The sequence below is a fragment of the Halomonas litopenaei genome, assembly GCF_017303055.1.
In the GTDB taxonomy this organism is placed as follows: domain Bacteria; phylum Pseudomonadota; class Gammaproteobacteria; order Pseudomonadales; family Halomonadaceae; genus Halomonas; species Halomonas litopenaei_A.
Genome location: NZ_JAEKJT010000004.1, coordinates 378,717 through 400,056 on the forward strand (window position 1 = coordinate 378,717; position 21,340 = coordinate 400,056).

17 protein-coding genes are annotated in these 21,340 nt (G+C 62.3%); 11 read left to right on the top strand and 6 right to left on the bottom strand.

All coding sequences use genetic code 11. The features are described from left to right. The first annotated feature begins 59 nt into the window (after positions 1-59). Positions 60-2,084 carry an alkyl/aryl-sulfatase gene (locus JF545_RS09075; protein WP_242520757.1) on the top strand — a complete coding sequence of 675 codons (2,025 nt, stop codon included), beginning with the start codon at positions 60-62 and terminating at the stop codon, positions 2,082-2,084. Between the two features lie 87 nt (positions 2,085-2,171). Next, positions 2,172-3,035, top strand: a complete 864-nt coding sequence (locus tag JF545_RS09080; RefSeq protein WP_206941425.1) for an SDR family NAD(P)-dependent oxidoreductase — start codon at positions 2,172-2,174, stop codon at positions 3,033-3,035. A gap of 26 nt (positions 3,036-3,061) precedes the next feature. On the opposite strand, the gene JF545_RS09085 is transcribed toward JF545_RS09080, so the two are convergent. Next, positions 3,062-4,369, bottom strand: coding sequence for a DUF2252 domain-containing protein (locus JF545_RS09085; RefSeq protein WP_206941427.1), 1,308 nt, complete (start codon positions 4,367-4,369; stop codon positions 3,062-3,064). A 448-nt stretch (positions 4,370-4,817) separates the two neighbouring features. Between JF545_RS09085 and JF545_RS09090 the strand changes: the two genes are divergently transcribed. Continuing rightward, positions 4,818-5,366, top strand: coding sequence for a methylated-DNA--[protein]-cysteine S-methyltransferase (locus JF545_RS09090; RefSeq protein ID WP_206941429.1), 549 nt, complete (start codon positions 4,818-4,820; stop codon positions 5,364-5,366). 72 nt (positions 5,367-5,438) lie between these two features. Here JF545_RS09090 and JF545_RS09095 read toward each other — a convergent pair whose 3' ends face one another. Continuing rightward, the gene (locus tag JF545_RS09095; protein ID WP_206941431.1) at positions 5,439-5,792 is read right to left on the bottom strand and encodes a DUF427 domain-containing protein; all 354 of its coding nucleotides are present in this window, start codon (positions 5,790-5,792) and stop codon (positions 5,439-5,441) included. Positions 5,793-6,541: 749 nt separating this feature from the next. On the opposite strand from JF545_RS09095, the gene JF545_RS09100 reads away from it, so the two are divergent. Together JF545_RS09100 and chrA are read left to right on the top strand one after the other, a co-directional pair. Next, positions 6,542-7,264: a hypothetical protein gene (locus JF545_RS09100; RefSeq protein ID WP_206941433.1), complete on the top strand. Its 723-nt coding sequence runs from the start codon at positions 6,542-6,544 to the stop codon at positions 7,262-7,264. Between the two features lie 281 nt (positions 7,265-7,545). Next, positions 7,546-8,829, top strand: coding sequence for a chromate efflux transporter (gene chrA, locus JF545_RS09105; RefSeq protein WP_206941434.1), 1,284 nt, complete (start codon positions 7,546-7,548; stop codon positions 8,827-8,829). A 107-nt stretch (positions 8,830-8,936) separates the two neighbouring features. Here chrA and JF545_RS09110 read toward each other — a convergent pair whose 3' ends face one another. After that, the gene (locus JF545_RS09110; RefSeq protein WP_206941436.1) at positions 8,937-9,653 is read right to left on the bottom strand and encodes a DUF3581 family protein; all 717 of its coding nucleotides are present in this window, start codon (positions 9,651-9,653) and stop codon (positions 8,937-8,939) included. Between the two features lie 345 nt (positions 9,654-9,998). Between JF545_RS09110 and nhaD the strand changes: the two genes are divergently transcribed. The 5 genes from nhaD (at position 9,999) to JF545_RS09135 (ending at position 17,295) form a co-directional block, all read left to right on the top strand. Further along, positions 9,999-11,474 (top strand): sodium:proton antiporter NhaD, encoded by a 1,476-nt coding sequence (nhaD, locus tag JF545_RS09115; RefSeq protein ID WP_206941438.1) that lies wholly within the window; start codon positions 9,999-10,001, stop codon positions 11,472-11,474. 309 nt (positions 11,475-11,783) lie between these two features. Next, positions 11,784-12,236, top strand: a complete 453-nt coding sequence (locus tag JF545_RS09120; RefSeq protein ID WP_224851969.1) for a hypothetical protein — start codon at positions 11,784-11,786, stop codon at positions 12,234-12,236. Next, on the top strand, positions 12,205-13,515 hold the full coding sequence (locus JF545_RS09125; protein ID WP_242520758.1) for a hypothetical protein: 1,311 nt from the start codon (positions 12,205-12,207) through the stop codon (positions 13,513-13,515). Before JF545_RS09120 ends, JF545_RS09125 begins: the two co-directional genes overlap by 32 nt. After that, positions 13,515-16,382 carry a bifunctional diguanylate cyclase/phosphodiesterase gene (locus JF545_RS09130; RefSeq protein WP_206941440.1) on the top strand — a complete coding sequence of 956 codons (2,868 nt, stop codon included), beginning with the start codon at positions 13,515-13,517 and terminating at the stop codon, positions 16,380-16,382. Before JF545_RS09125 ends, JF545_RS09130 begins: the two co-directional genes overlap by 1 nt. A 103-nt stretch (positions 16,383-16,485) precedes the next feature. Beyond that, positions 16,486-17,295, top strand: coding sequence for a PEP-CTERM/exosortase system-associated acyltransferase (locus JF545_RS09135; protein WP_206941442.1), 810 nt, complete (start codon positions 16,486-16,488; stop codon positions 17,293-17,295). Here the strand turns inward: JF545_RS09135 and JF545_RS09140 are convergent. The 3 genes from JF545_RS09140 to nanR form a co-directional block, all read right to left on the bottom strand. Next, positions 17,263-18,321, bottom strand: a complete 1,059-nt coding sequence (locus JF545_RS09140; RefSeq protein ID WP_206941444.1) for a DUF3541 domain-containing protein — start codon at positions 18,319-18,321, stop codon at positions 17,263-17,265. The two genes, JF545_RS09135 and JF545_RS09140, sit on opposite strands and share 33 nt — an antisense overlap. A 459-nt stretch (positions 18,322-18,780) precedes the next feature. Continuing rightward, on the bottom strand, positions 18,781-19,602 hold the full coding sequence (locus JF545_RS09145; RefSeq protein ID WP_224908485.1) for a trimeric intracellular cation channel family protein: 822 nt from the start codon (positions 19,600-19,602) through the stop codon (positions 18,781-18,783). 32 nt (positions 19,603-19,634) lie between these two features. Then, positions 19,635-20,342, bottom strand: coding sequence for a transcriptional regulator NanR (gene nanR, locus JF545_RS09150; protein WP_206941446.1), 708 nt, complete (start codon positions 20,340-20,342; stop codon positions 19,635-19,637). A 163-nt stretch (positions 20,343-20,505) separates the two neighbouring features. Here nanR and JF545_RS09155 point away from each other — a divergent pair, with 163 nt between their 5' ends. After that, positions 20,506-21,336, top strand: a complete 831-nt coding sequence (locus JF545_RS09155) for a phosphogluconate dehydrogenase C-terminal domain-containing protein (protein ID WP_206941448.1) — start codon at positions 20,506-20,508, stop codon at positions 21,334-21,336. The last annotated feature ends 4 nt before the right edge of the window (positions 21,337-21,340 follow it).

Here is a 21,340-nt window from a genome sequence, read left to right on the forward strand (position 1 = left end):
GCCAGCACTCAGGACCACGACAACCATCACCCTACACACGACCAAAAGAGGATATCGTCATGATGTCTCGCTCCCTGCGCCGCACCCTGCTGGCCTCAGCCGTTGCCTTCGCCAGCTACATGCCCTGCGTTTACGCGGCGGACGCCATTGCACCCAAGCCCGCCAGTGATGACACCATCGCCGCCCATCAGGCCGTGCTGGACTCTCTCGATTTCTCTGACCGGGCCGACTTCGACGATGCCGGACGCGGACTGATCAAGGCCACGCCGGATCTCAAGATCCAGGCTGACGACGGTCACGTGGTCTGGGACGTCGCGGTCTACCAGGAATTCCTCAACGGCGAGGCGCCCCACAGCGTCAACCCGAGCCTGTGGCGCCAGGCGCAGCTCAACAATACCCCCGGTCTCTACGAAGTGGTCGATGGCATCTACCAGGTGCGCGGCTTCGATCTCACCACCATGAGCGTGATTCGTGGCGACACCGGCTGGATCGTGATCGATCCGATGACCATGACAGAGCCCGCAGAGGCCGCCATGGCACTGGTCAATCAGGAGCTTGGCCAACGACCTGTCACTGCCGTGATCTACACCCACTCTCATCCCGACCACTTCGGCGGGGTCAAGGGGGTGATCAGCCAGCAGCAGGTGGATGCGGGGGAAGTAAGGGTCATCGCCCCCGAACATTTCACCGAACACGTCGCCAGTGAGATGGTGCTGCTGGGCAACACCATGAGCCGACGTTCTCAGTACATGCACGCCATGGGCCTGCCGAGAGGGCCTCGTCAGCAGGTCGACAACGGCCTTGGCAAGGGCGTCGCCAGGGGCACCTTCACCCTGATCGAGCCCACCGAGGAGATTACCGCCAGCGGCCAGACGCTGACCGTCGATGGTGTCGAGATCGAGTTCCAGCTGACGCCCTCCACCGAAGCCGATGCCGAGATGATGTTCTACTTTCCCCAGCACCGCGCGCTGATGGCGGCAGAGAACCTCAACGCCTCGATGCACAATATGCTGACACCACGCGGCGCCAAGGTGCGCGATGCCCTGGCCTGGGCCGGTGCCCTGGACGACACCCTCAGCCTGTTCGGGAATCGCTCGGATGTGGTGTTCACCTCCCACTACTGGCCGCGCTGGGGCCAGGACAATGTTCGCAACTACATCGAGAAGCAGCGCGATGCGATCAAGTACCTGCACGACCAGACCCTTCGGCTGGCCAACCTGGGCTACAAACGCGATGAAATTGCCGAGGCAATCCAGCTGCCGGATAGCCTGGCGCAGGAGTGGTTCAATCGCGGCTACTACGGCACCGTCACCCATAACGTGAAGGGCATCTACCAACGTTACCTGGGCTTCTGGAGCGGCAATCCCGCCACACTGAACCCGCTGCCTCCGGTGCCGGCGGGACAGCGCTATGTCGAGGCATTGGGTGGCGCCGACGCCGTGCTGGCCCTTGGCCAGTCCGCCGTTGAGCAAGGCGACTACCGCTGGGCGGCGATGCTGCTCGATCATCTGGTGCAGGCCCAACCGCAACTTGCCGAGGCCCGTGAGCTACAGGCGGACGTCTTCGAACAGCTCGGCTACCAGACCGAGTCGGGCCCCTGGCGCAACATCTACCTGACCGGAGCCCGGGAACTGCGCAACGGCATCGACACCGCCAATGCGGTCACCACCGCCTCCCCGGACATGATCGCTGCGCTGCCGATCGAGCAGGTCTTCGACCTGCTGGCGGTTCGTCTCAATGGTCCCCGCGCAGCCGCCACGCGCCTCGCTATCGACTGGCACTTCAGTGACAGCGATCGCCACTACCGGTTGAGCCTGGCCAACGGCGTCCTGCGTCACCGTCGCGACGCCACCGGTGATGACGCCGATCTGAGCCTCACCCTGTCCCGAGATGTGCTGAACCGTGTGTTGCTGCAGCAGACGTCCCTGGGCGATGAAATCGCCGCAGGGCGTGTGACCCCACAGGGTGACCTGCAAACATTGCAGACCCTCTTTGCCCTGATGGATACCTTCAGCCCCACCTTCCCGATTGCCACTTCCGCCACCCCCGCCAACGCCTCGGAGGCTGCTTCTGCCAGCCACTAGCAGCGTAATGACAACGCAATAACAGTCACGAGGTGCGAACGCCCGGGCGGTCACCCGGGCCTTCATTTGGCAAGCAGGAGAGAGAGCATGTTCAAGCAACGTCATATCGTCATCACCGGAGGCTCCTCCGGGCTTGGGCTGGCACTGGCCGGCAGACTGCTGGATAAAGGCGCCCGCGTCACTCTGGTGGCGCGCCAACGGGCGCGTCTGGAAAGCGCCCAGCGTTCACTCATCGCCGCACGGCCCTCCGCCGTGGTCGAGATTGAGGCTCTGGACGTGACCGATGCGGCCGCTACACGCAGCGGCATGGACGCCATTGCCGCCAGAACAGAGGGCATCGATGGCCTGATCAACTGCGCCGGCATCCTGCGCGAGGGCTACTTCGAGACCTTGACCGACAACGACTTTCGCGAGGTCATGGAGGTCAACTACTTCGGACCGCTCAACGCCACCCGGGCGGCATTGCCCCATCTGGTCGCCGGCAGCAACAACGACACCAGCACCGGCGCGCCCACGGCCTGGCTGATCAATATCGCCTCGGTGGCTGGCCTCACGGGCGTCTTTGGCTATACCCCCTACTGCGCCAGCAAACACGCCCTGGTGGGTTTGACCGAATCGCTCTACTACGAACTCTCGCCGCGTGGCATTCGCGTCCAACTGGCCTGCCCCGGCGAATTCGACTCCCCGATGGTGGATCAGCTCGAACAGGGCCGCACCCCGGAAAACCGCGCCCAGACGCTGTCCATTCCCAAGGCCAGCGTCGACGCCATCGCCGACGACATCATGGCTGGGCTGGCCCAGGGCGACTTCCTGATCGTGCCGACCCGCAAGGCGCGCCTGGCGACCCTGGGCATGCGACTGCTGCCGAGCCTGTCGCGCAGGCTGATGAGGCGCACCGTCGAACGGGTCTATCAGGGCCCCGACGACGGCCTGCAGCGACAGATCGGTTAGGTCGTGCGCCTCAACGCTGGCGAGGGTCAGGTGGCTGCGGCCTGTGCTTCCACAAAGGTCTGATGGTCCTGAGCCACGCAGCGGGCATAGCTCAGGGACAGGGTACTCACCATTTCCACGACGCTGTCCAGCTGACCGTCAACCTGGCGACCGACCGCACGGGCAAAGCGCCCAGGGTCGTCAGGCGTGAGCGCCGCTGCTCCGCGTAGATGCTCCCGAGCCAGAATCGCTCCCCACTGCTTCACCAGCTGCCGATACGCCTTGCCGCTGTCGAGCTTGTGGGTCGGAAAGTCCTCTTTGTAGGGAGACCGCTCACGCACCGAGAACACCTTGTCGCCCAGGTGCAGCCACCCCAGATAGATGTCGGGGTGTTCGGCAATGGCTCGAAAGGCGGCGGCGTGACGGGCGCCTTCGTGGGGAAAGGTGGCTTTCCAGGCTCGCTTGCCCGCGCTGCTCATGAGTACTAGCCCCGCTGGCCCCGGCTGCTCCTTGACGTCGAGAATGACATCGTCGTGCTCGTGATCCTTGCCTCCCTCGATCAATACGTAGAAGCGCTCGAGGCCCAGCGACCCGGTACCGGCATCGATCCGCCTGGCGGTATCCTTGACGGAAAAGTGCGCGTCCTCCGCGTCACTCAGCTCACCTTTCAGGGTACTGCGGTACTCTTCATTGATGGCCTTGCGCAGCTGACTATCCAGATGGGCAGGCAAGTTGATCAGCTTGCCTTCACGCTGCAGCCTGCGCCCGGTTTCCTCCTGCACGGTCCACTTGTCGAGCATCTTGGCCCGACTTTTCTTGCGTTCCACCTTCTGCATGAAGGGCTTGAGCGGCCCCTTGGCGGTATCGACACTGACATGCCCCGGCGACTCTCCCGCGCGATACGTCGCCAGGGTCTTGTGGTAGCTGAGCACCAGATGCTTGAGACCACGCCTCAATGTCTTGCGCGAGACGCCATTCTCCTCGGCATCCAGCACCAGGCTGATGGACAGGCGCCACAGGTCATACTGATAGTCCCCGATCAGCGCATCGTCGAAGTCGTCCATGCCATATCGCACGCGATCGTCATGGTGGCCATAGGCGCCGAAGTTGTAGGCGTGGGCATCGCCCTGCAACCATGTCTGCGTGTCCACCTGGCCACCGAAGAGAGAGAAGCGCCAGTCGTGCCAGACATCCGCCCAGTAAAGATGATTGGTGCCCCGAAAGAAGGCGTAGGGAGACGCCGCGATCTTGGCGTACTTGGTGCGCTGGTCATCCGCATCAAGGTGCGCGTTGGCCGTGTGGATGGCCTCCATGACCTGGCGCGGTCGATGGTGGCGAGTCAGGGGAAGTGACATGCCAGTCTCCTCGGCAGCTGACAGACGTCATCGGCAGACGATGCCGTCCAGTGAGTTTTCAGAGAGTGCCGCTTTTGGCCAGTCCTGGCCTCAAGGCGCGAATAGACGCGTCATCAAGCATACCTTTCGGGAGCCGGACATGCCGTCTCACCAGCCAACGCCGACCAGGCGCCGGGGCGACACGCTCGACAACCCCATCGTCAATGGTTGGCGGCACCTGCCCGCAGAGGACAGAGGCACAACGCACCGCGCTCGCCCATGGCTGGCGTAACGTGGTAATGATGAGGAGACGGCGGACGTCGAGGGGCAGGCGGTCTTCGTAGAAAGCGCGATCCCGAGGTATGGCGGGCCAGTAACGGTCATACCGGGCGGCCTGGGCATTACCTCAATGGGGATGACACCCGCCCCTGACACCGTCATCTTTTACGGCCACTGTGGAGACTCGATCATGCCAAGGCGCGCAACGCCCATCCAGGCTGACCCGCAAACCCGTTACGCCGGCTTTGCTGGCATCGACGTCTATCATCCTCCCGCCAGCAGCGCTCTGGGCGCTGTCGTCATCGCGGCAAGCGCCCGGGGCATCGCCAGAATTGACTTTATGGAGAACGCCGCGGCAGCGACGAGCACGCCCCGCGCCACGCCCTTGACGGAGGTCTGCCGTGAACAGCTGACAGAGTTCTTTGCCGGACAGCGTCAGCAGTTTGATCTACCGCTCGAGCCGCAGGGCACCGAGTTTCAGCGCCAGGTGTGGCAGGCACTGGCCGCCATTCCCTTCGGCGAAACGCGAAGCTACGGACAACTTGCCGAAGGCCTGGGACGCAAGGGTGCCCAGCGAGCGGTGGGGGCGGCCAACGGGCGCAATCCGATTTCGATCGTGATTCCCTGCCATCGGGTCATTGGCAGCGACGGCAGCCTGACCGGCTATGCTGGTGGGATGGGGCGCAAGCAGTGGCTGCTCGCCTTCGAAGCGCAGGAAGTGCCGCTGACGCTGTGCTGAGGGCAGCTAGCATAGACTCCGCCAGCCCGCCGCTCAGCGGACAGATATCACCTTGCCGGACGGAGAAAGGTCTCAGGACTCGACATTGGCAGACGCGATTCGCGGATCGAAGACCAGGTGCGCACGAATAGCCTGGACGTCATCCAGCGGGTGCTCGTAGCTCCACACAGCATCCTCATAGCGTTGCCCATCGACATCGACATGGAAGTAGCTGGCATCCCCCTTGAAGGGACAGTGCGTGCGCGTCTCGCTGGGCGTCAATCGTGTCATGTCCACATCAGCCCGAGGAAGATAAAGCCTCGTTGGATAGCCAGGTTCGTTCAACTCGAGCGCGTGCAGGGTGTCGGCGACCACCTCGCCATCAATATCCACTCGCACGCGAGTAGTCAGGGGATAGATCGCAATACGCTGTCGTGGTGCATCCATCGGCATTCTCCTGTGATTGATTAACCCGCAATCCCGCTGGCCAAGTGACGCCTCGCCGTCTTCCACTGGTAACTCACCGGGTGCCCTTCATCGACCGTGCCGATACCCGTATACGTGTGTTATCTCGGCGGTGCCACGCCTTTCGTTCTGACTATCACTAGAGCCTAGTACTGAGGATCATTAGAGCTTAGTGCTAACGGTGATTAGAGCCTAGTTCTGCCCGTCATGAGACCGTGTCCACGATGACTGCCATGGTCGCGGGCTCTGTAGGGACTATCTCGCTGCTATTGGGTGCTTTCTCAAGGAAAAAACTTACGTTCTCACGCAGCTATCCTACTGCGAGCGGCCCTGTTGACGTCTTTTTCTTGAGCTTCCCTCACCCCAGAATGAGAGGGGGCCGCTAGTGTCAGCCGCCCTTTTCATCACACCATCGCATCACACAATTGCATCACCCTATCGCTTCACACTATCCCGCTCTTTTCGGCAGATTATCATGCTGTGAGAATTCAACTCGGTCCGCGTTATGCTGCCTCGGTCGTGGTTCCCCCGACGTTTCCCTATTGACCAAAAATCAACGAAGACTCATTTAGTGGAATCCAATGTCAGGGTTTTCTATCCTAGGCCCTCGTGGCGCCATTTTCGGGCCACGAATCTGGCACTACCTGACGCGCTCAGGCGCATTCATGACGATAACATCTGGCGCATTTCAGCCGGTCAGACCCACCGGTGCGCCGCCCAAGGAAACTTCCATGCCCCCGTTCGCCCGCACATCGCTTGCCCTGGCCCTGCCTCTGCTGACCGCCGCCTGCGCCAGCATGTCCACCAGCAAACCCGCTGTCGCTCAATCCCTCGACTGGACCGCGACCCCCGTCTACACCACCCTGACGCTGTCTGCCGGCTTCCAGCCCGATCCCCAGACGGTCAGCGTCATGGCTGGCGGCGATACACGTGCAAGCGTTGTCAGTGCCGACTGTGCGGGCTTCGTCAATCCCGCTGCTCCGGACGTGGACATCAATTACACCGCCGGCAGCTATCCGCTGAAGATCGCCGCCAGCGCCTCCAGCGATACGACGCTGGTGGTCTATGATCCTGCCGGTATCTGGCACTGCAACGATGACGCCAGTGGCACCAATCCCGCCATTGTGTTGCCCAATCCGGCAAGCGGTAACTACAACGTGTGGATCGGCACCTATGAGTCGGGCGGCCGACTGGTGCCGGCGGAACTGCAAATTTCCGAGTCTGTGAGTTCGAACACCGCTGCAGCCAGTGCCTCTGCCAGTGCCTCCAACGATTACATTGGTGGCGATATCGAGTGGGGGGATGATGGTAGCCAGTGGAGCAATGACGGTGAGTGCGATGATCCGCGCTTCCTGGGCCCAGGCGCTGCCGCCGGCAACATCGACGCCGACCGCTTCCACGACGCCAGCGACTGCCGCAGCCTGTACGAACAGGGCCAGCTCTACTTGCGTTAAGAGACTTGTGCCAAGCAACTTGTGCTAAGAGAGTTCAGACGCGCGGATGACGCCTGCCGCCCTTCGCGTTCAGGACTCACCGCGTTCGGCCCTTTGCCCACGGGGTGCATGCGAAGTGCTACATGCCTTCACATGCACCTCATTTCGCGGCGGGTCCTGCGGTGGTGCCATGGAGATCCATCGCGACCAACGAGACTCTGCGTGTGTTTACCACATGGGCCTTCATCGCATGGTCATGGGAAGACGATACGCTGAACCGACCTTTTTCCTTCGGTGAACCCATGCACCACGATCGCCCCTCTTCACGCCGCCGCTCTTCACACGGTCGCGGTCCGGATCACACCTGTCCGGACCACCCGTGGCAAGATCATCCTGCTCCAGGGTATCGGGAAATTTTCCTGACGTTTCTTGGCCTGGGGCTGACATCCTTTGGCGGGCCTGTCGCTCACCTGGGCTACTTTCGGCAGGTCTTTGTCAAACAGCGTGGATGGCTTTCGGATACCGCTTACGCGGAGCTGGTCGCGCTGTGTCAGTTCTTGCCGGGCCCTGCCAGTAGCCAGGTGGGGCTGGCCATCGGGCTGATGCGCGGAGGACTGACGGGGGCGCTGCTGGCCTGGCTCGCCTTCACCCTGCCTTCTGCACTGGCGATGATGGCATTTGCACTGGGTGCTGGCAGCATGGACGGCGCCATCGGCGAGGCGCTGATTCATTCGCTCAAGCTGGTGGCCGTCGTCATTGTCGCTCACGCGATCCACGGCATGGCGCGTCAACTGTGTCCCGACCTGCCCCGTGCAGGCATTGCGCTGGCTGCCCTGGCGGTCATGCTCGCCATGGGTGGCATCAGTGCACAGGTGGCCGTCATCCTGTTCGGGGGCCTGTGTGGCATCTGGTGGCTAAGCGCCGACGCTCCGCCGGGCTCTACCACTTCCCTGGCGGCGCCCCTCGCTGGCTGGGTCAGTGCGCTGGCACTTTTGCTTGCCGCCGTGATGCTGGTGGCCTTGCCTATCCTGGCGGCAGGCACCGACGCGCTATGGGCCGACCTTGCCGACAGCTTCTACCGGGCGGGGGCTTTGGTCTTTGGCGGCGGCCACGTCGTGTTGCCGCTACTCGACGCCGAAATGGTGGGCAAGGGGCTGGTGTCTGAAGCGGACTTCGTGGCGGGGTACGGCGCTGCCCAGGCAGTCCCGGGGCCTCTGTTCACCTTTGCGGCCTATCTGGGCACCGTGGCGGGAGGCATGAGCCTATGGGCCGGTGCTCTTGCGCTGGTCGCCATCTTCCTTCCTGGCGCCCTGCTGGTGGTGGGCCTGCTGCCACTGTGGCAGCGCTTGGGCCAGCACGCTCGTTTGAGAGCGGCGATGAAGGGAGCCAATGCCGCCGTCGTCGGACTGCTCGGTGCGGCCTTCATCGATCCTATCTGTCGAAGTGCGATCGATTCGCTGGTCGACATCGCCACCGTGGCGGCAGGTTTTATTGTGCTGAAGCGCATCCCTGTGTGGGCGCTGGTGCTTCTGTTTCTGGCCCTTGGTCTGGTTCGGGGATCATGGAGCATGCTGCTGCAGGGGTAGTCCAGCAGCACGCTGGCTCTGGCTCTGGCTTTGGCTCCGACCCTGGTGTCACTCGGAACATCCCCCCGTCCCAGCGCATCCTCTCCCATCGCTGAGGGCAACCGCCCTCAGCAGGTCACGCCCGCGTGCTCCTGCTTGAGGCGATAGAAGTCCTCGACGATCTCCTCCATGGCGCCAGCGTCGTAGGGGCAGAGCCCGCTCACCACCAGCTTCTTGCCACCACGCCCAATCACCTCACCCGCCGCCTCAATGGCAAAATCGAGATGCACATCGCCACGCTTGCCAATCACTTCCAGCCGCGAGTCAAGCAGCCGCAATGCAGGCATCTGGGCATCCAGTCGATCCAGCGAGAAGCCCATGCTGTCGTAGATCACCAGCGGACGCTTGGGATTGAACATGACGCCGCAGTCTTCCATCAGCGGCTTCAGGTAGTGAGGGAAATTCTTGCCCGAAAAGGCGACATAGCAGCGCGTGAAGGCTTCGACCACCTGCTCGTCGAAGGTCACCTCACCACGCCGCTCTACCTCGAGGTAACACTTGCCATCACCGTCCTGCACCCGGATGACGCGATCACCATGCTCGATGAAACTGAGCGGGCGGTCGGCGCCCACCATGGCCAGGAACCGGAAATTCATGTGCTGCGACAGACCAAATCGCTTCAATACCAGGGCGAACAGCAGATCTCCGGGGACACAGAACCGACGGGCGCCCGGCGTGTGGATCGGATTGAAGTCACCGGCGATACACTTGGCAAAACGGCTGGCCTGTTCGGCGGACACCAAGATGCAATCGTCGATACAGGAATGATACTCATCAAGAAACATGGGACGGACGCCTGGCTAAAACTGGAGTGGGAAAGGCCGGCTCAGCCCTTCTGGCCCGCATGATGCCATAGATCCCCATCAAATGAGCAGGTCCGCGAATGCTTCAACCGATCCACGTCAGTTGCGCCAGCGTCGCGTTTCTTGTCCTGCCCGCCACTTCATGACACTTCTTTGCCGACATGTGACCCCTTATGGCTGCATCGGCTACCTCCAGGTCACGGCACCAACGCCCCCTACCAAAGGTGCAGCACAGCGCGCCTTTGGCAGCATATTGCGGTGCAAAACGCTGTGATAGGCTCGATGGCGATTTCTCCATCTTTCATTCATTTTCAGGATGCCATCGTCATGTACACGACTGATATTGGCTTACGACGACCACGTCGCTGGCCGCTGCTGATCGCCATGCTCCTGGCGGGCCTCACACTGGCAGGCAACAGCCTCGCTGTTACCGGAGAGCTTGATCTCACCAGCTCCACCACTGGCTTCATTGCGGTCGCCATCTTCGTACTGGCCTATGCACTGGTCATGGCCGAAGAAAAGCTGCACATGCGCAAGTCCAAGCCAGTATTGGTCGCTGCGGGCTTGATCTGGGCGCTGATTGGCTGGACCTACGTTCAGTCCGGTATGCCTGACGCGGCAGAGCATGCCTTCCACGTCACCCTGCTGGAATTTTCCGAGCTGATGCTGTTCCTGCTGGTGGCGATGACCTACATCAACGCCATGGATGAACGCAGGGTATTCGACGGGCTGCGCTCGTGGATGGTGCAGAAGGGGTTCAGCTATCGCACTCTGTTCTGGCTGACCGGCGGCCTGGCGTTCGTGATTTCCCCCATCGCCGACAACCTGACCACCGCGCTGCTGATGTGTGCAGTGGTGACGAAGGTGGCGGAAGGCGACAAGAAGTTCATCAATCTGTGCTGCATCAATATCGTGGTGGCGGCCAACGCGGGAGGGGCCTTCAGCCCGTTCGGCGACATCACCACGCTGATGGTCTGGCAGGCCGGACTGATCGAGTTTCAGGAGTTCTTCGACCTGCTGCTTCCCTCGCTGGTCAATTTCCTGGTGCCGGCGGTGGTCATGAGCTTTTTTATCCACAACCGTACCCCGGACAGCCTGGAAGAGACGGTCGAACTCAAGCGTGGCGCCAGACGGATCATTGTGCTGTTCCTGCTGACGGTAGCGACTGCCGTGGCCTGCCATACCCTACTGCACCTGCCGCCGGTGCTGGGCATGATGACCGGGCTCGGCTACCTCCAGTTCTTCGGCTTCTACCTGCGCAAGAGTCTGCCGAAGTCGTTGGACCGCAAGCGCACTGCCTATACCCAGAAAGGTGACTGGAAGAAGCTCGAACAGCTCGGCAGTGTGGTGCCCTTTGACGTCTTCAACCGCGTGGCGAGGGCCGAGTGGGATACGCTGCTGTTCTTCTACGGCGTCGTCATGTGCGTCGGTGGCCTGGGCTTCATGGGCTATCTCGGTCTGCTCTCCGACGTGATGTACCAGCAGTGGGATGCGACCTGGGCCAATATCGCGCTGGGCATCATCTCGGCGGTGGTCGACAACATTCCCGTGATGTTTGCGGTGCTGACGATGGAGCCGGACATGTCCCACGGCCACTGGCTGCTGATCACGCTGACCGCAGGCGTCGGAGGCAGCTTGCTGTCGATCGGATCTGCTGCAGGGGTCGCATTGATGGGCCAGGCTCGCGGCTACTACACCTTCATGGGCCACCTGCGCTGGGCGCCGGTGATTGCCCTGGGCTACGCCGCCAGCGTTGCCGTGCACCTGTGGCTCAACCAGGCTAGCTTCGCCGTTTCAGGCTGAACCCGCTATCCGAAGCGAGGACCAACGCAGGTGCTGGGAGCGCTTGCGTTGGTGGCATAAACTCTTTGCTACCTCTCTTTTGCCGCACATTGGCTCTCCTTAGGATAAGCTTGTTAAAGCACAATACAGACGCATGACATGCGTAAAGACATAAGGCTATCCGCTCTTGCATGGCGCTGCCGTCGCCTATACCGCGCAGGCGCCATGACGCAAGGAAGCCAAGCAGGGAACTCAGACCTTTATGACACCGTGGATGCCACTCTCCAGGCGACATCTGCCCGCTAGCGGGGCGATCGAGAGGCTGCATTGATGCGCAAGGCTGCTCTTCGCCTCCTGTTCTGCGTATGTACGGCTCTGCTGACAGGAGGGCTCGTCGGCACGACCGCGTGGGGAAAGCCCCCGACTGACGTCGCCGTCATCGCACACCCTGGCGTCGCCCTGCAGGAGCTGGACCGAGACACGCTCAGGGCGATCTTTGCCATGCGTCTTCGCACCTGGCCCGACGGCCATGCGGCGGAAGTTTACGTACTGGCCAACGACGACCCGGTTCACGGGGCCTTCGTCAAACAATGGCTCTCCGTCTATCCCCACCAACTGCAGTTGGCATGGGACCGCATTGTATTTTCCGGCACTGGCCAGGCACCCCACCGCGTGCGCAGCCAGCGGGACATGATTGACACGGTGGCGTCCACCCCAGGTGCCATCGGCTACATCGAAAGGGAGTACCTGGATGAGCGCGTCCAAGCCATCAGCAGGGATTAGCGAAGCGCTATCAGCTTGCCGCGAGCCATTTTCGCCTGGCATCCACGGCGGCCACTATCATGCCACGGGGCGAGAGCCTCAACGCCATGGCCTACTCCGCGTATCGCCGGCCCGGCTAGGCCTGTTGGCGACGCTGGTGCTGGCCTGCCAGGCCAAGGCACATGCCAGCCCGTTGGATACGGTTCAGGTTCATGGTTTCCTCAGCCAGGCGCTGGTCATCACCGACGACAACAACATGTTTGGTGACAGCAGCGACAGCGGCGGCAGCTGGGACTATACAGAGCTGGGCATCAACGCATCGATTCGGCCCACGGAGAACCTGCTGCTCGCAGCACAGGCATTGAGTCGTCGCGCCGGAGGGATCGACAATGGCTCCATCGAGCTCGACTACGGAATCGCCGACTGGCAGCTGCTGTCCAACACAGAGCGCACTTTCGGCGTGCAACTTGGGCGCTTCAAGAACCCTTTCGGCTTCTACAACCAGACCCGTGACGTTGCCTTCACTCGCCCCAGTATCCTGCTTCCCCAGTCGATCTACTTCGATCGCACACGTTCGCTGGGACTTTCCGCCGACGGCCTGAAGCTCTATCACGAAGAGCGCATCAACGATGGCGTGATTCATACCCAGCTCGGGGTCGGCCAGGCTCAGGTCGACGATGACGTCGAAGAGGTCCTCGGCCTGGATGTCCTGCCGGGCTCCTTCGACGCCGATACCTCGCTGGTGGGTCAGGTCCGCTATGAACATGATGGTGGACGCATGGTGTTCGCCTTGAGTGCCGCGTCCGTCAAGGCCGACTATGACTCTCCCGGAGCCTCTCCCGGAGACGGCAAGCTGGACTTCCAACCCTGGATATTTTCCGCGCAATACAATGCCGAGCAATGGAGTCTGACGGCGGAGTATGCCCTGCGCGATGTCGAGCTGGCCGGGTTCAATGCGTTCGAGGACAACAAGAACCAGGGCGAAAGCTGGTACGTGCAGTACCGTCGCCGTTTTCTCGACGACTGGCGCTGGCTGATTCGCTACGACAGCCTGGTCAACGACCGCGATGACCGTAACGGCAACGACTACGAACGCGAGGGCCGTGGGCCGAGCTATTCCCAGTACGCCAACGACTGGACCTTCGGGTTGCAGTGGCAGCCCCATAGCCGCGTCATGCTGGCGGGGGAGTACCACCACGTGGACGGCACTGCCTGGCTACCGGTGCAGGACAATCCGGACCCGCGTGATACAGAGCGCAGCTGGGACATGTGGCTCTTTCAGCTGTCGTTGAGGTTCTGATGTCACGTGCTTCCGATAGCCGATCCCAGCGCTTGCGCCTGGGCTTGACCTGGCGTGTGGTGACGCTGACCAGCCTATTGCTGGTCGCCCTGGCGGTGCTCTTCACGTACCTCTCCTACACCAACCTCACGCGGCAGTTCACGGCCTCCCGCCAGGAACAGATCGAGCGCCAGCAACGAGAGCTCGAATTTGCCATCCGCCGCTCGGAGAACGGCTTGCAGCAGCTGGCGGGACTCATTGCCGCGTCTCCTGACCTGGGTCCCGCACTACGCCGCCCCACTCTGCCCTCGTCGGCTGCCGAGCTGTCACCGGATCTGGCATCGCTGTGGCCCTCACTGCAGCTGGAAGCCGGCGTTGAACGCATGCTGGTGTACGACGACCAGGCTGGCCAGGTCATGGCGCTGGGAGGCGAACCGGACCAGCAGGCGCCCTCTCGCTACACGCGCTGGATGACCACCGTCATGCGTGAGGAGCGCCCCTTATCCCCTCTTGAGTGTGCCCCCCAGTGCCGCCAGTATGCCGTGGTCCCCATTCTGGCCGATGGCGGCAGTTCCGGAGCTTTGCTGCTATCGCGTTCCCTGGCCGACGTGACCCGCCAGACCCGCGATATCTCGACCAGCGAGGTGGCGCTGATCAGCCTTGTGGCCAGCGACGACCAAGGGCCAGGCACCCAGGCCGAGCGACAGCTGCCTGACTGGCAAGGGCGCGTGCAGGCCGTGACCAATGCGCCCCACAGCCTGGCGCTGCTCAGGCAGGCAAGTCGCAAGCGCTCGCTCGAGGACCTGGCGCGAACGCCACTGCGCATACAGCAGGACGGTCGCCATCTCGAGCTGTCGGCTGTGCCGCTGACCTCATCCTCCGGAACACGTGCGCCCGCCTACTTTGTGCTGATGTCCGACATCACCACGCAGATTCATGCCATCCAGCTGGACACCCGCACCCAGATGATCGCGAGCCTGTTTGGCTGGCTATCGGCTGAACTGCTGCTGCTGGCGATTCTGCTGCGGCCCATGGCCCGCCTGCGCCGCGTGGCCTCGGTGCTGCCATTACTGGCTCGAGGCGGCTTCTCCCAGGCGCGTGATGCGCTGCCGCTGGCGCCACGCCGCCTACCGGACGAGATCGATGTGCTGGAAGCCAGCACACTGACCCTCGCCGACCATCTCGAGCGCCTGCAACAGCAGGTCAGCCAGCGTGGTGAAGAGCTGGCTCGCCGGATCGAGGAGCTGGCCCGGGAGCGAGACTTCATCAGCAGCCTGATCGATACCGCCCAGGTCTATATCCTGACCCAGGACGAGGAAGGACGTATCGACATGATCAACGCCTACCTCGAACAGCAGCTGAGGTGTCCGTCTCGCGAACTGCTGGGACGCCGTTTCGACGACATCTTCGATGCTGCGCTGGAGGCCACCACGCCAGGCTCGTCCCGACTGCAGGAGGAGCGGACCCTGACCCTGCCCGATGGTGAGCTACGCACCATCATCTGGTACCACAGCCCCCTACTGGGCCGCGACAGCACGTCTCTGGCACGGATTTCGGTCGGCCTTGATATCACTGAACGCAAGGCGGCCGAGTCTCGCCTGACCTGGCTCGCCGAGCGCGATCCGCTCACAGAGCTCTACAATCGACGCTTCTTCCTCGAATCCCTGCGGCGTGCACTGAGCCGTGGCGAACACGGTGCAGTGATGCTGCTGGATCTGGACCAGTTCAAGGAGGTCAATGAACTCAGCGGTCATCACGCAGGCGACCGCATGCTGCACACCGTGGCCCGCTTGCTGCAGCAGGAGTATGCCCACCGCGGGGTGATCGCACGTCTCGGGGGAGATGAGTTTGCGTTGCTGCTGAATGGCGTGGACGAGGATCATGCCATACGCATTGCCCAGCACCTGAACCAGCTGTTCGAAAGCCTCGGCTTTGTTGCCGAAGGCCGCCGCCACAGGATCACTGCCAGCATAGGCATCGTCCCCTTCCCCAGTGAAGGGGCCACACCTGCAGACCTGATGGCCAGCGCCGACGTAGCCATGTACAAGGCCAAGGCCAGCAACCTCCAACGCTGGCACCTGCTGGCCACGCTGGAGAACGCTCGTGACGAGTTGAATGAGCGCGTCTACTGGGTAGACCGTATCCGCCGTGCGCTGGTCGACGGCGACTTTGTGTTGATGGTGCAACCCATCGTCAAGCTTGAAGACCGCTCCATCCGTCACTACGAGGTGCTGCTGCGGTTGCGTGATGACGATGGCAGCCTGATCTCTCCCGCTCGCTTTATCCCGGTGGCAGAGCACTCCGGTCAGATCGTGGCCATCGATCGCTGGGTGCTGCACCACTGCGTGCACGCCCTGGCGCGCCTTGACGGCATCAGCCTGGCGGTGAACCTGTCTGGCCAGTCACTGCATGACGAGGGTCTCAAGCAATTCCTGGCGGACTTGCTTGAGACCAGCCAGGCGGATCCCCACCACCTGGTGCTGGAAGTCACCGAAACCGCTGCCGTGACCGACTTTTCGACGGCACGAGGCGTACTGCAGAGCGTTCGCGACCTGGGCTGCCGTACGGCGCTGGATGACTTCGGGGTGGGCTTCTCGAGCTTCCACTACCTGGGTCAGCTGCCCGTCGACTACATCAAGATCGATGGCTCCTTCATCCGTAGCCTGGCCACCAGCCCCGATAGTCGTGTGATCGTCAAGGCGGTTTCCGACATTGCCACCGGCTTCGGCAAGCAGGCCGTCGCCGAGTTTGTGGATCAGGAGGCCCTGATCCCTCTGCTGTCGTCTTACAACATTGCCTACGGCCAGGGCTATCACCTGGGCCGCCCGGTGCCGTTCGAAGAGGTCTTCGACTTCAATCCAGTGAACAATACGCACCACGGGAAATAGTGCATATTAAAGGGACCTTAATAACAAGGGGAGGAGCGCATCTTGAGCGGGTATGCCACCTCCCCGCGACAGGCAGGAACCGACAACAGGGAGGTCACCGTCCATGCCAGCAGATGAGGCGCACAGTTCGACGCAGCGGCAACGCTTGCTAGAGCAATTTGCCGATCAATTTCGCGTCATTCTTGTACGTACCGCCGAGGACCGTGAGCGGGTCTATTCTCTGCGCCACGATGTGTTTCTACGCGAGCTGAACTACGCGTTGCCTGGCAGCCATGACGCCAATCAGGAGCACGATGACTTCGACGACCAGGCCTTGCACTGCCTGGTCGAGCACCGGGCCAGTGGACTAGCTGCCGGGTGCGTGAGACTGGTGTTTCCGCCGCCGGATCGCCCTGACCACCTGCCCGTCATCGATGCCACTCGACATGTATTCAGCAACCGAGAGCTTCACCCCCAGCAACATCAAGGCCGCGACGTCGCAGAGATCTCGCGCCTGGCCATATCACGGCTCTTCCGAGCCCAGGCAGCGGACGAAGACATCCAGCTCGCCCAGTTCCCGCCAGAGGAGCGTCGCGCCTTTCCGCTGATCGTCACCGGCCTGTTTCTCAGTGCCCACGCGCTGGCGGGACTGACCTCTCGTCGCCATCTGTATGCCTTGATGGAACCGCCGCTGGCAAGGCTTTTGACCTTATCCGGGTTTCGCTTCCAATCCGCCAGCGACACCATTCAATACTGCGGCGTCAGGCGCGCCTACTATATCGACAATGATCTCGCCGAGCGCGAACGCAACCCCCTGCTCGACCCTCTCTACTACCGCCTGCGTGACTCACTGAGCCGCCAGCTGCCCGCCGCTGCGGAGCCATCCCACGGCCCCGGAGGGTTATGGTACCGATCCTTCGACTGCCTCTCGTGAGCCTGTCTCGCGTAAGCCTGGCTCACCTGCCCCACAGGCCACTGCGGCATCTCCTTCTTCCAGTGTCAGGAAAGGTCCCGGGTAAAGACTACCGGTCCAGCCCAGGGTCATGATGGCCAGCACATTGCGATGCTCTCCACTGGCCAGATCGAGGCTGCCGTCGGTGCCTGGCAGGATTCCCGTGGAGGGATCACGACGCTCCAGCAGGATGGCATGCAGCGTATCCACCAGTGGGTGATCCGCACGTCCCCCGAGCTGCAGCGAGAGCGCGACCTCGGCCACGATATCCGTCTTGACCTGGGCCAGTGCAGAGGACTGGGACACCAGTGCTTCCACCGCCCAGTCGACCGACCGATGTTGGGCAGTGCGCTGATAGTAGCGACTGGCGGCGATCACAAAATGCGTCAGGCCGTAGAGCCAATTGTGGTAGTAGGCGGAAGACAGCTCGGCGATCCGCTCCTCCGGGTACAGCGAGCGAAAGGCCGACGCCACGTCGTCACGTAGATCGACGATACCCAGCTCAGCGAGAAACGTCGCCTGATTGGCGACCTGGGCCGCATAGACAGAGATAACCTCGGGGTCGGTCAGGAAGGCGTGCCAGTCGACCTCGTCAAGCGCCCGCTTGAGTGACGCGTACTGGCCGGGAGGCAGACCCTCCAGCAGACCGTGATACTGAGCCTGGGTCAGCCGAAACAGGATTCCCATCGGCAACATCATCTGTGGATAGTCCGCCAGCATCGCCTTACGCCGCCGCTGCTTGGCCCGAGTCTCGGGATAGCCCTCGAGCAACTGGCGATTACGTGAGCGCAGCGCCGCAGGATCCTCCACCGTGGCGGCGTCACGCGCCAGCTGTTGCAGCAGGCGCTGGGCGTACTGACGATTCCAGCAAAGATAGGCGGGATCGCCGGTCAGTCGCCACAGTCGCTGTGCATAGTGACGCTGCTTGTCATTGGGCAGGGATTCCAAGGCTCCATCGTAGCTGGCACGAATTTCCCCCGCCGCCTGGCGCGAGCGGGCCTCCAGCACACCTGCCTCATGGACAGGGACCAAGGCGTAGGCAGGTGCGTGGCTAGCAGGTGAATCGTCAGCAACGCGTGTGGATACATCGCCAGCGTCATATGCCGACGCAGGGGCCGCCCAGGCTAACCCCACCAGCACCACATACAGCAGCCTGCGCTGCAGTCGCCGACACCTCTGCCACTGTCCCATTGCGCGCCCCCTTGCCCCGGTAACGTCGGCACACCACCTGTGCACGCCATACGGCGCTTTTCAGACAGGCGGTGCGTTTCTGGCAAGATAGTTGATCACGCCGTCAACGACACTTGCCTAGGGTTTGTACGAAAAGTCGACGAGCGAAGGTTAGACAAGGCAAAAATCGGTGAGAAAGCGCAGTTTACAGGGGGTAAATGAGCATTTTGACCGGGCTGGCGTACCAGCTGATTTTTAACGCCGTATTACCGAGCGCAGGCACTTTTCAGACAAGCCCTAGTGGCCGTCGTCCTCATCAGGCCACAGCCGTGCCGCCTTGCGACGGGACACCAGGCGAACGCGCATCTTGGGGCGTGCCGGTGCAGGACTCAAAGGCGCTTGAGGGGCAGCCGTAGAGGCATCGCGCCGTTGCTCGTGCGCTAACGAAGCTTCAGCCGCTGAGGACGTGTCATCTGGGGGGGAGGCTGACGCAGACGGCTCGATCACGACCCACGCCACCAAGGGCAGCGCCAGTTGCCAGCGGATGGCGGCAAGCCTCAAGCCTAGGGTGGTGGCCAGGGACAGCACGATCCCCAGCATTGGCAGCTCGAGTCGAGTTAACACCACATATACGACCCCACCGGCAATGGCGGCGGTGGCGTACACCTCGCGACACAGCACCATGGGCACGCGACGCGCCAGCACGTCTCTGACCATGCCGCCCGCGACACCGGTAAACAGCCCCATCAGAACAGCGACCAGCCCCGAGGTGTCCAGCAGCAACGCCTTGTTGGCGCCGATGATGACAAACAGCGCGAGGCCGAAGGCGTCTGCTACCGGCAGGACCACCCGGTGGAGACGGTGGATGTAGTGAAAGCCCACCAGGGCGCCCATGACGGTGGCCAGAATGACCCAGAGATAGACAGGATCACGCACCCAGAAAACCGGAGCCACACCGAGCACCAGATCGCGCAGCGTGCCTCCGCCCACGGCGGTGACGGCGGCCAGCACCAGCATGCCGATGGGATCCATGCGCGAACGGCATGCCAGCAAGATACCCGAAAGCGCGAACACGACGGTGCCCGCCAGATCAAGCGCATAGACCAGCTGTGTATCCACTCCTTAGATCCCCTGACATGATTGCCCAACCATCAACTCGGAGCGTACACCGAGCGCGCCCGCTCCAGATGCGCCTGCATCTCGCGAATGGCGGCCCCTTCATCGGCCTTCTTGAGTGCCGCCAGGATGCGCTCGTGCTCTTCCAGCGTCACGTGCTCGCTGCCCTTCCAGTGAATCAGCGAGGTGTGAAACCGGGCCAACCATTCGAACATGGCGCGACTGACGGCGACGAAGATGGGGTTCCCGGTAGACTCGGCGATGGCGACGTGAAAGTCCATATCCGCCGCGATGAAGGCCTTGATGTCTCGGTTGAGCGCGCGCCTCTGCTGGGCAACCAGCGCTTCGAGGCGCGCCAGGTCCTTCGGTGCCAGCTTGCGCGCCGCCCTCGCCACCATGCCGACCTCAAAGAACTTCCTGGCCTCTTTCAGGTGGTCCAGCGTTGCCGGCTCAGTCGCCAGCAGGTGCATGGCGGTCAGTTCGATCTGCGCCAGCATGCCGTCGGCGCTGGGGGTCAGTACCTTGGGCCGCTGCCCATGGTGAATCGCTACCAGGCCGAGACGTTCCAGAGCCTGCACGGCCTCCCGAATAGCCGGTCGCCCTACCCCAAAGGACTCCATCAGCTCACGCTCGGAGGGCAGGCTGTCGCCTGGCGCATACGCTCCCTCCAGCAGCTGTTGATACAGCCGGTCAAACACCTCGTCGGACAACTTGCGGCGAGAAATCTTCAACGAGTCGCTCATGGCTCATTTCCTGCACTGTCTGGGCTCGTGGATCGCCTCCATGACGGGGCGCGAGCGTGACACTCGACCAAGGTCGTGTTTGACACTATCGGTCACTTATATTGTCATCATACCAGTTGCACGACGACTTGCCTCCTTCCTCATTCGAACAGGTTACCTGACCATGACCAGCATTGCCTTGATCGGCGCCGGCGGCAAGATGGGCGCCCGCCTCTCCCGCAACCTCTCGTCCTCGGACTTTGAAGTGCGTCATGTGGAAGTCAGCGAGCAGGGGCGCCAGCGCCTTCGCGATGAGCTGGGGATCGAGTGCGTCGACAGCGGCGAGCAGGCGGTGAAGGGGGCAGATGTGGTCATCCTGGCCGTGCCCGATACATTGATTCAGAAGATTGCCGCCGACCTTTCGCCGTCCATCGCTCCTGGCACCATGGTGATCTGCCTGGACGCCGCTGCACCGTTTGCCGGTCACCTGCCGGATCGTGACGACCTGGTCTACTTCGTGACCCATCCCTGCCATCCGCCGATCTTCAACGACGAGACCACGCTGGAGGCCAAGCGCGACTATTTTGGCGGCAGCCATGCCACCCAGCACATTGTCAGTGCCTTGATGCAGGGTGACGAACAGCATTTTGCCCTCGGCGAGTCCGTGGCCCGCACCATCTACGCTCCAGTCGGACGCAGCCATCGGGTCAGCGTTGAACAGATGGCCCTGCTTGAGCCCGGTCTGTCCGAGACCGTCTGTGCCACACTGCTATCGGTGATGCGGGAAGCCATGGATGAAGTGGTCGCCCGAGGCGTCAGCCACGAGTGCGCGAGAGACTTCCTGCTCGGCCACCTCAATATCCTGGGCGCGGTGATCTTCGACGAGCAGCCAGGTGCCTTCTCCGATGCCTGCAACAAGGCCATCGAGAACGGCAAGCCGATGCTGATGCGGGACGACTGGAAGCGTGTCTTCGAGCCTGACGCCATCGCCGACAGCATTCAGCGCATCACCTGACGCC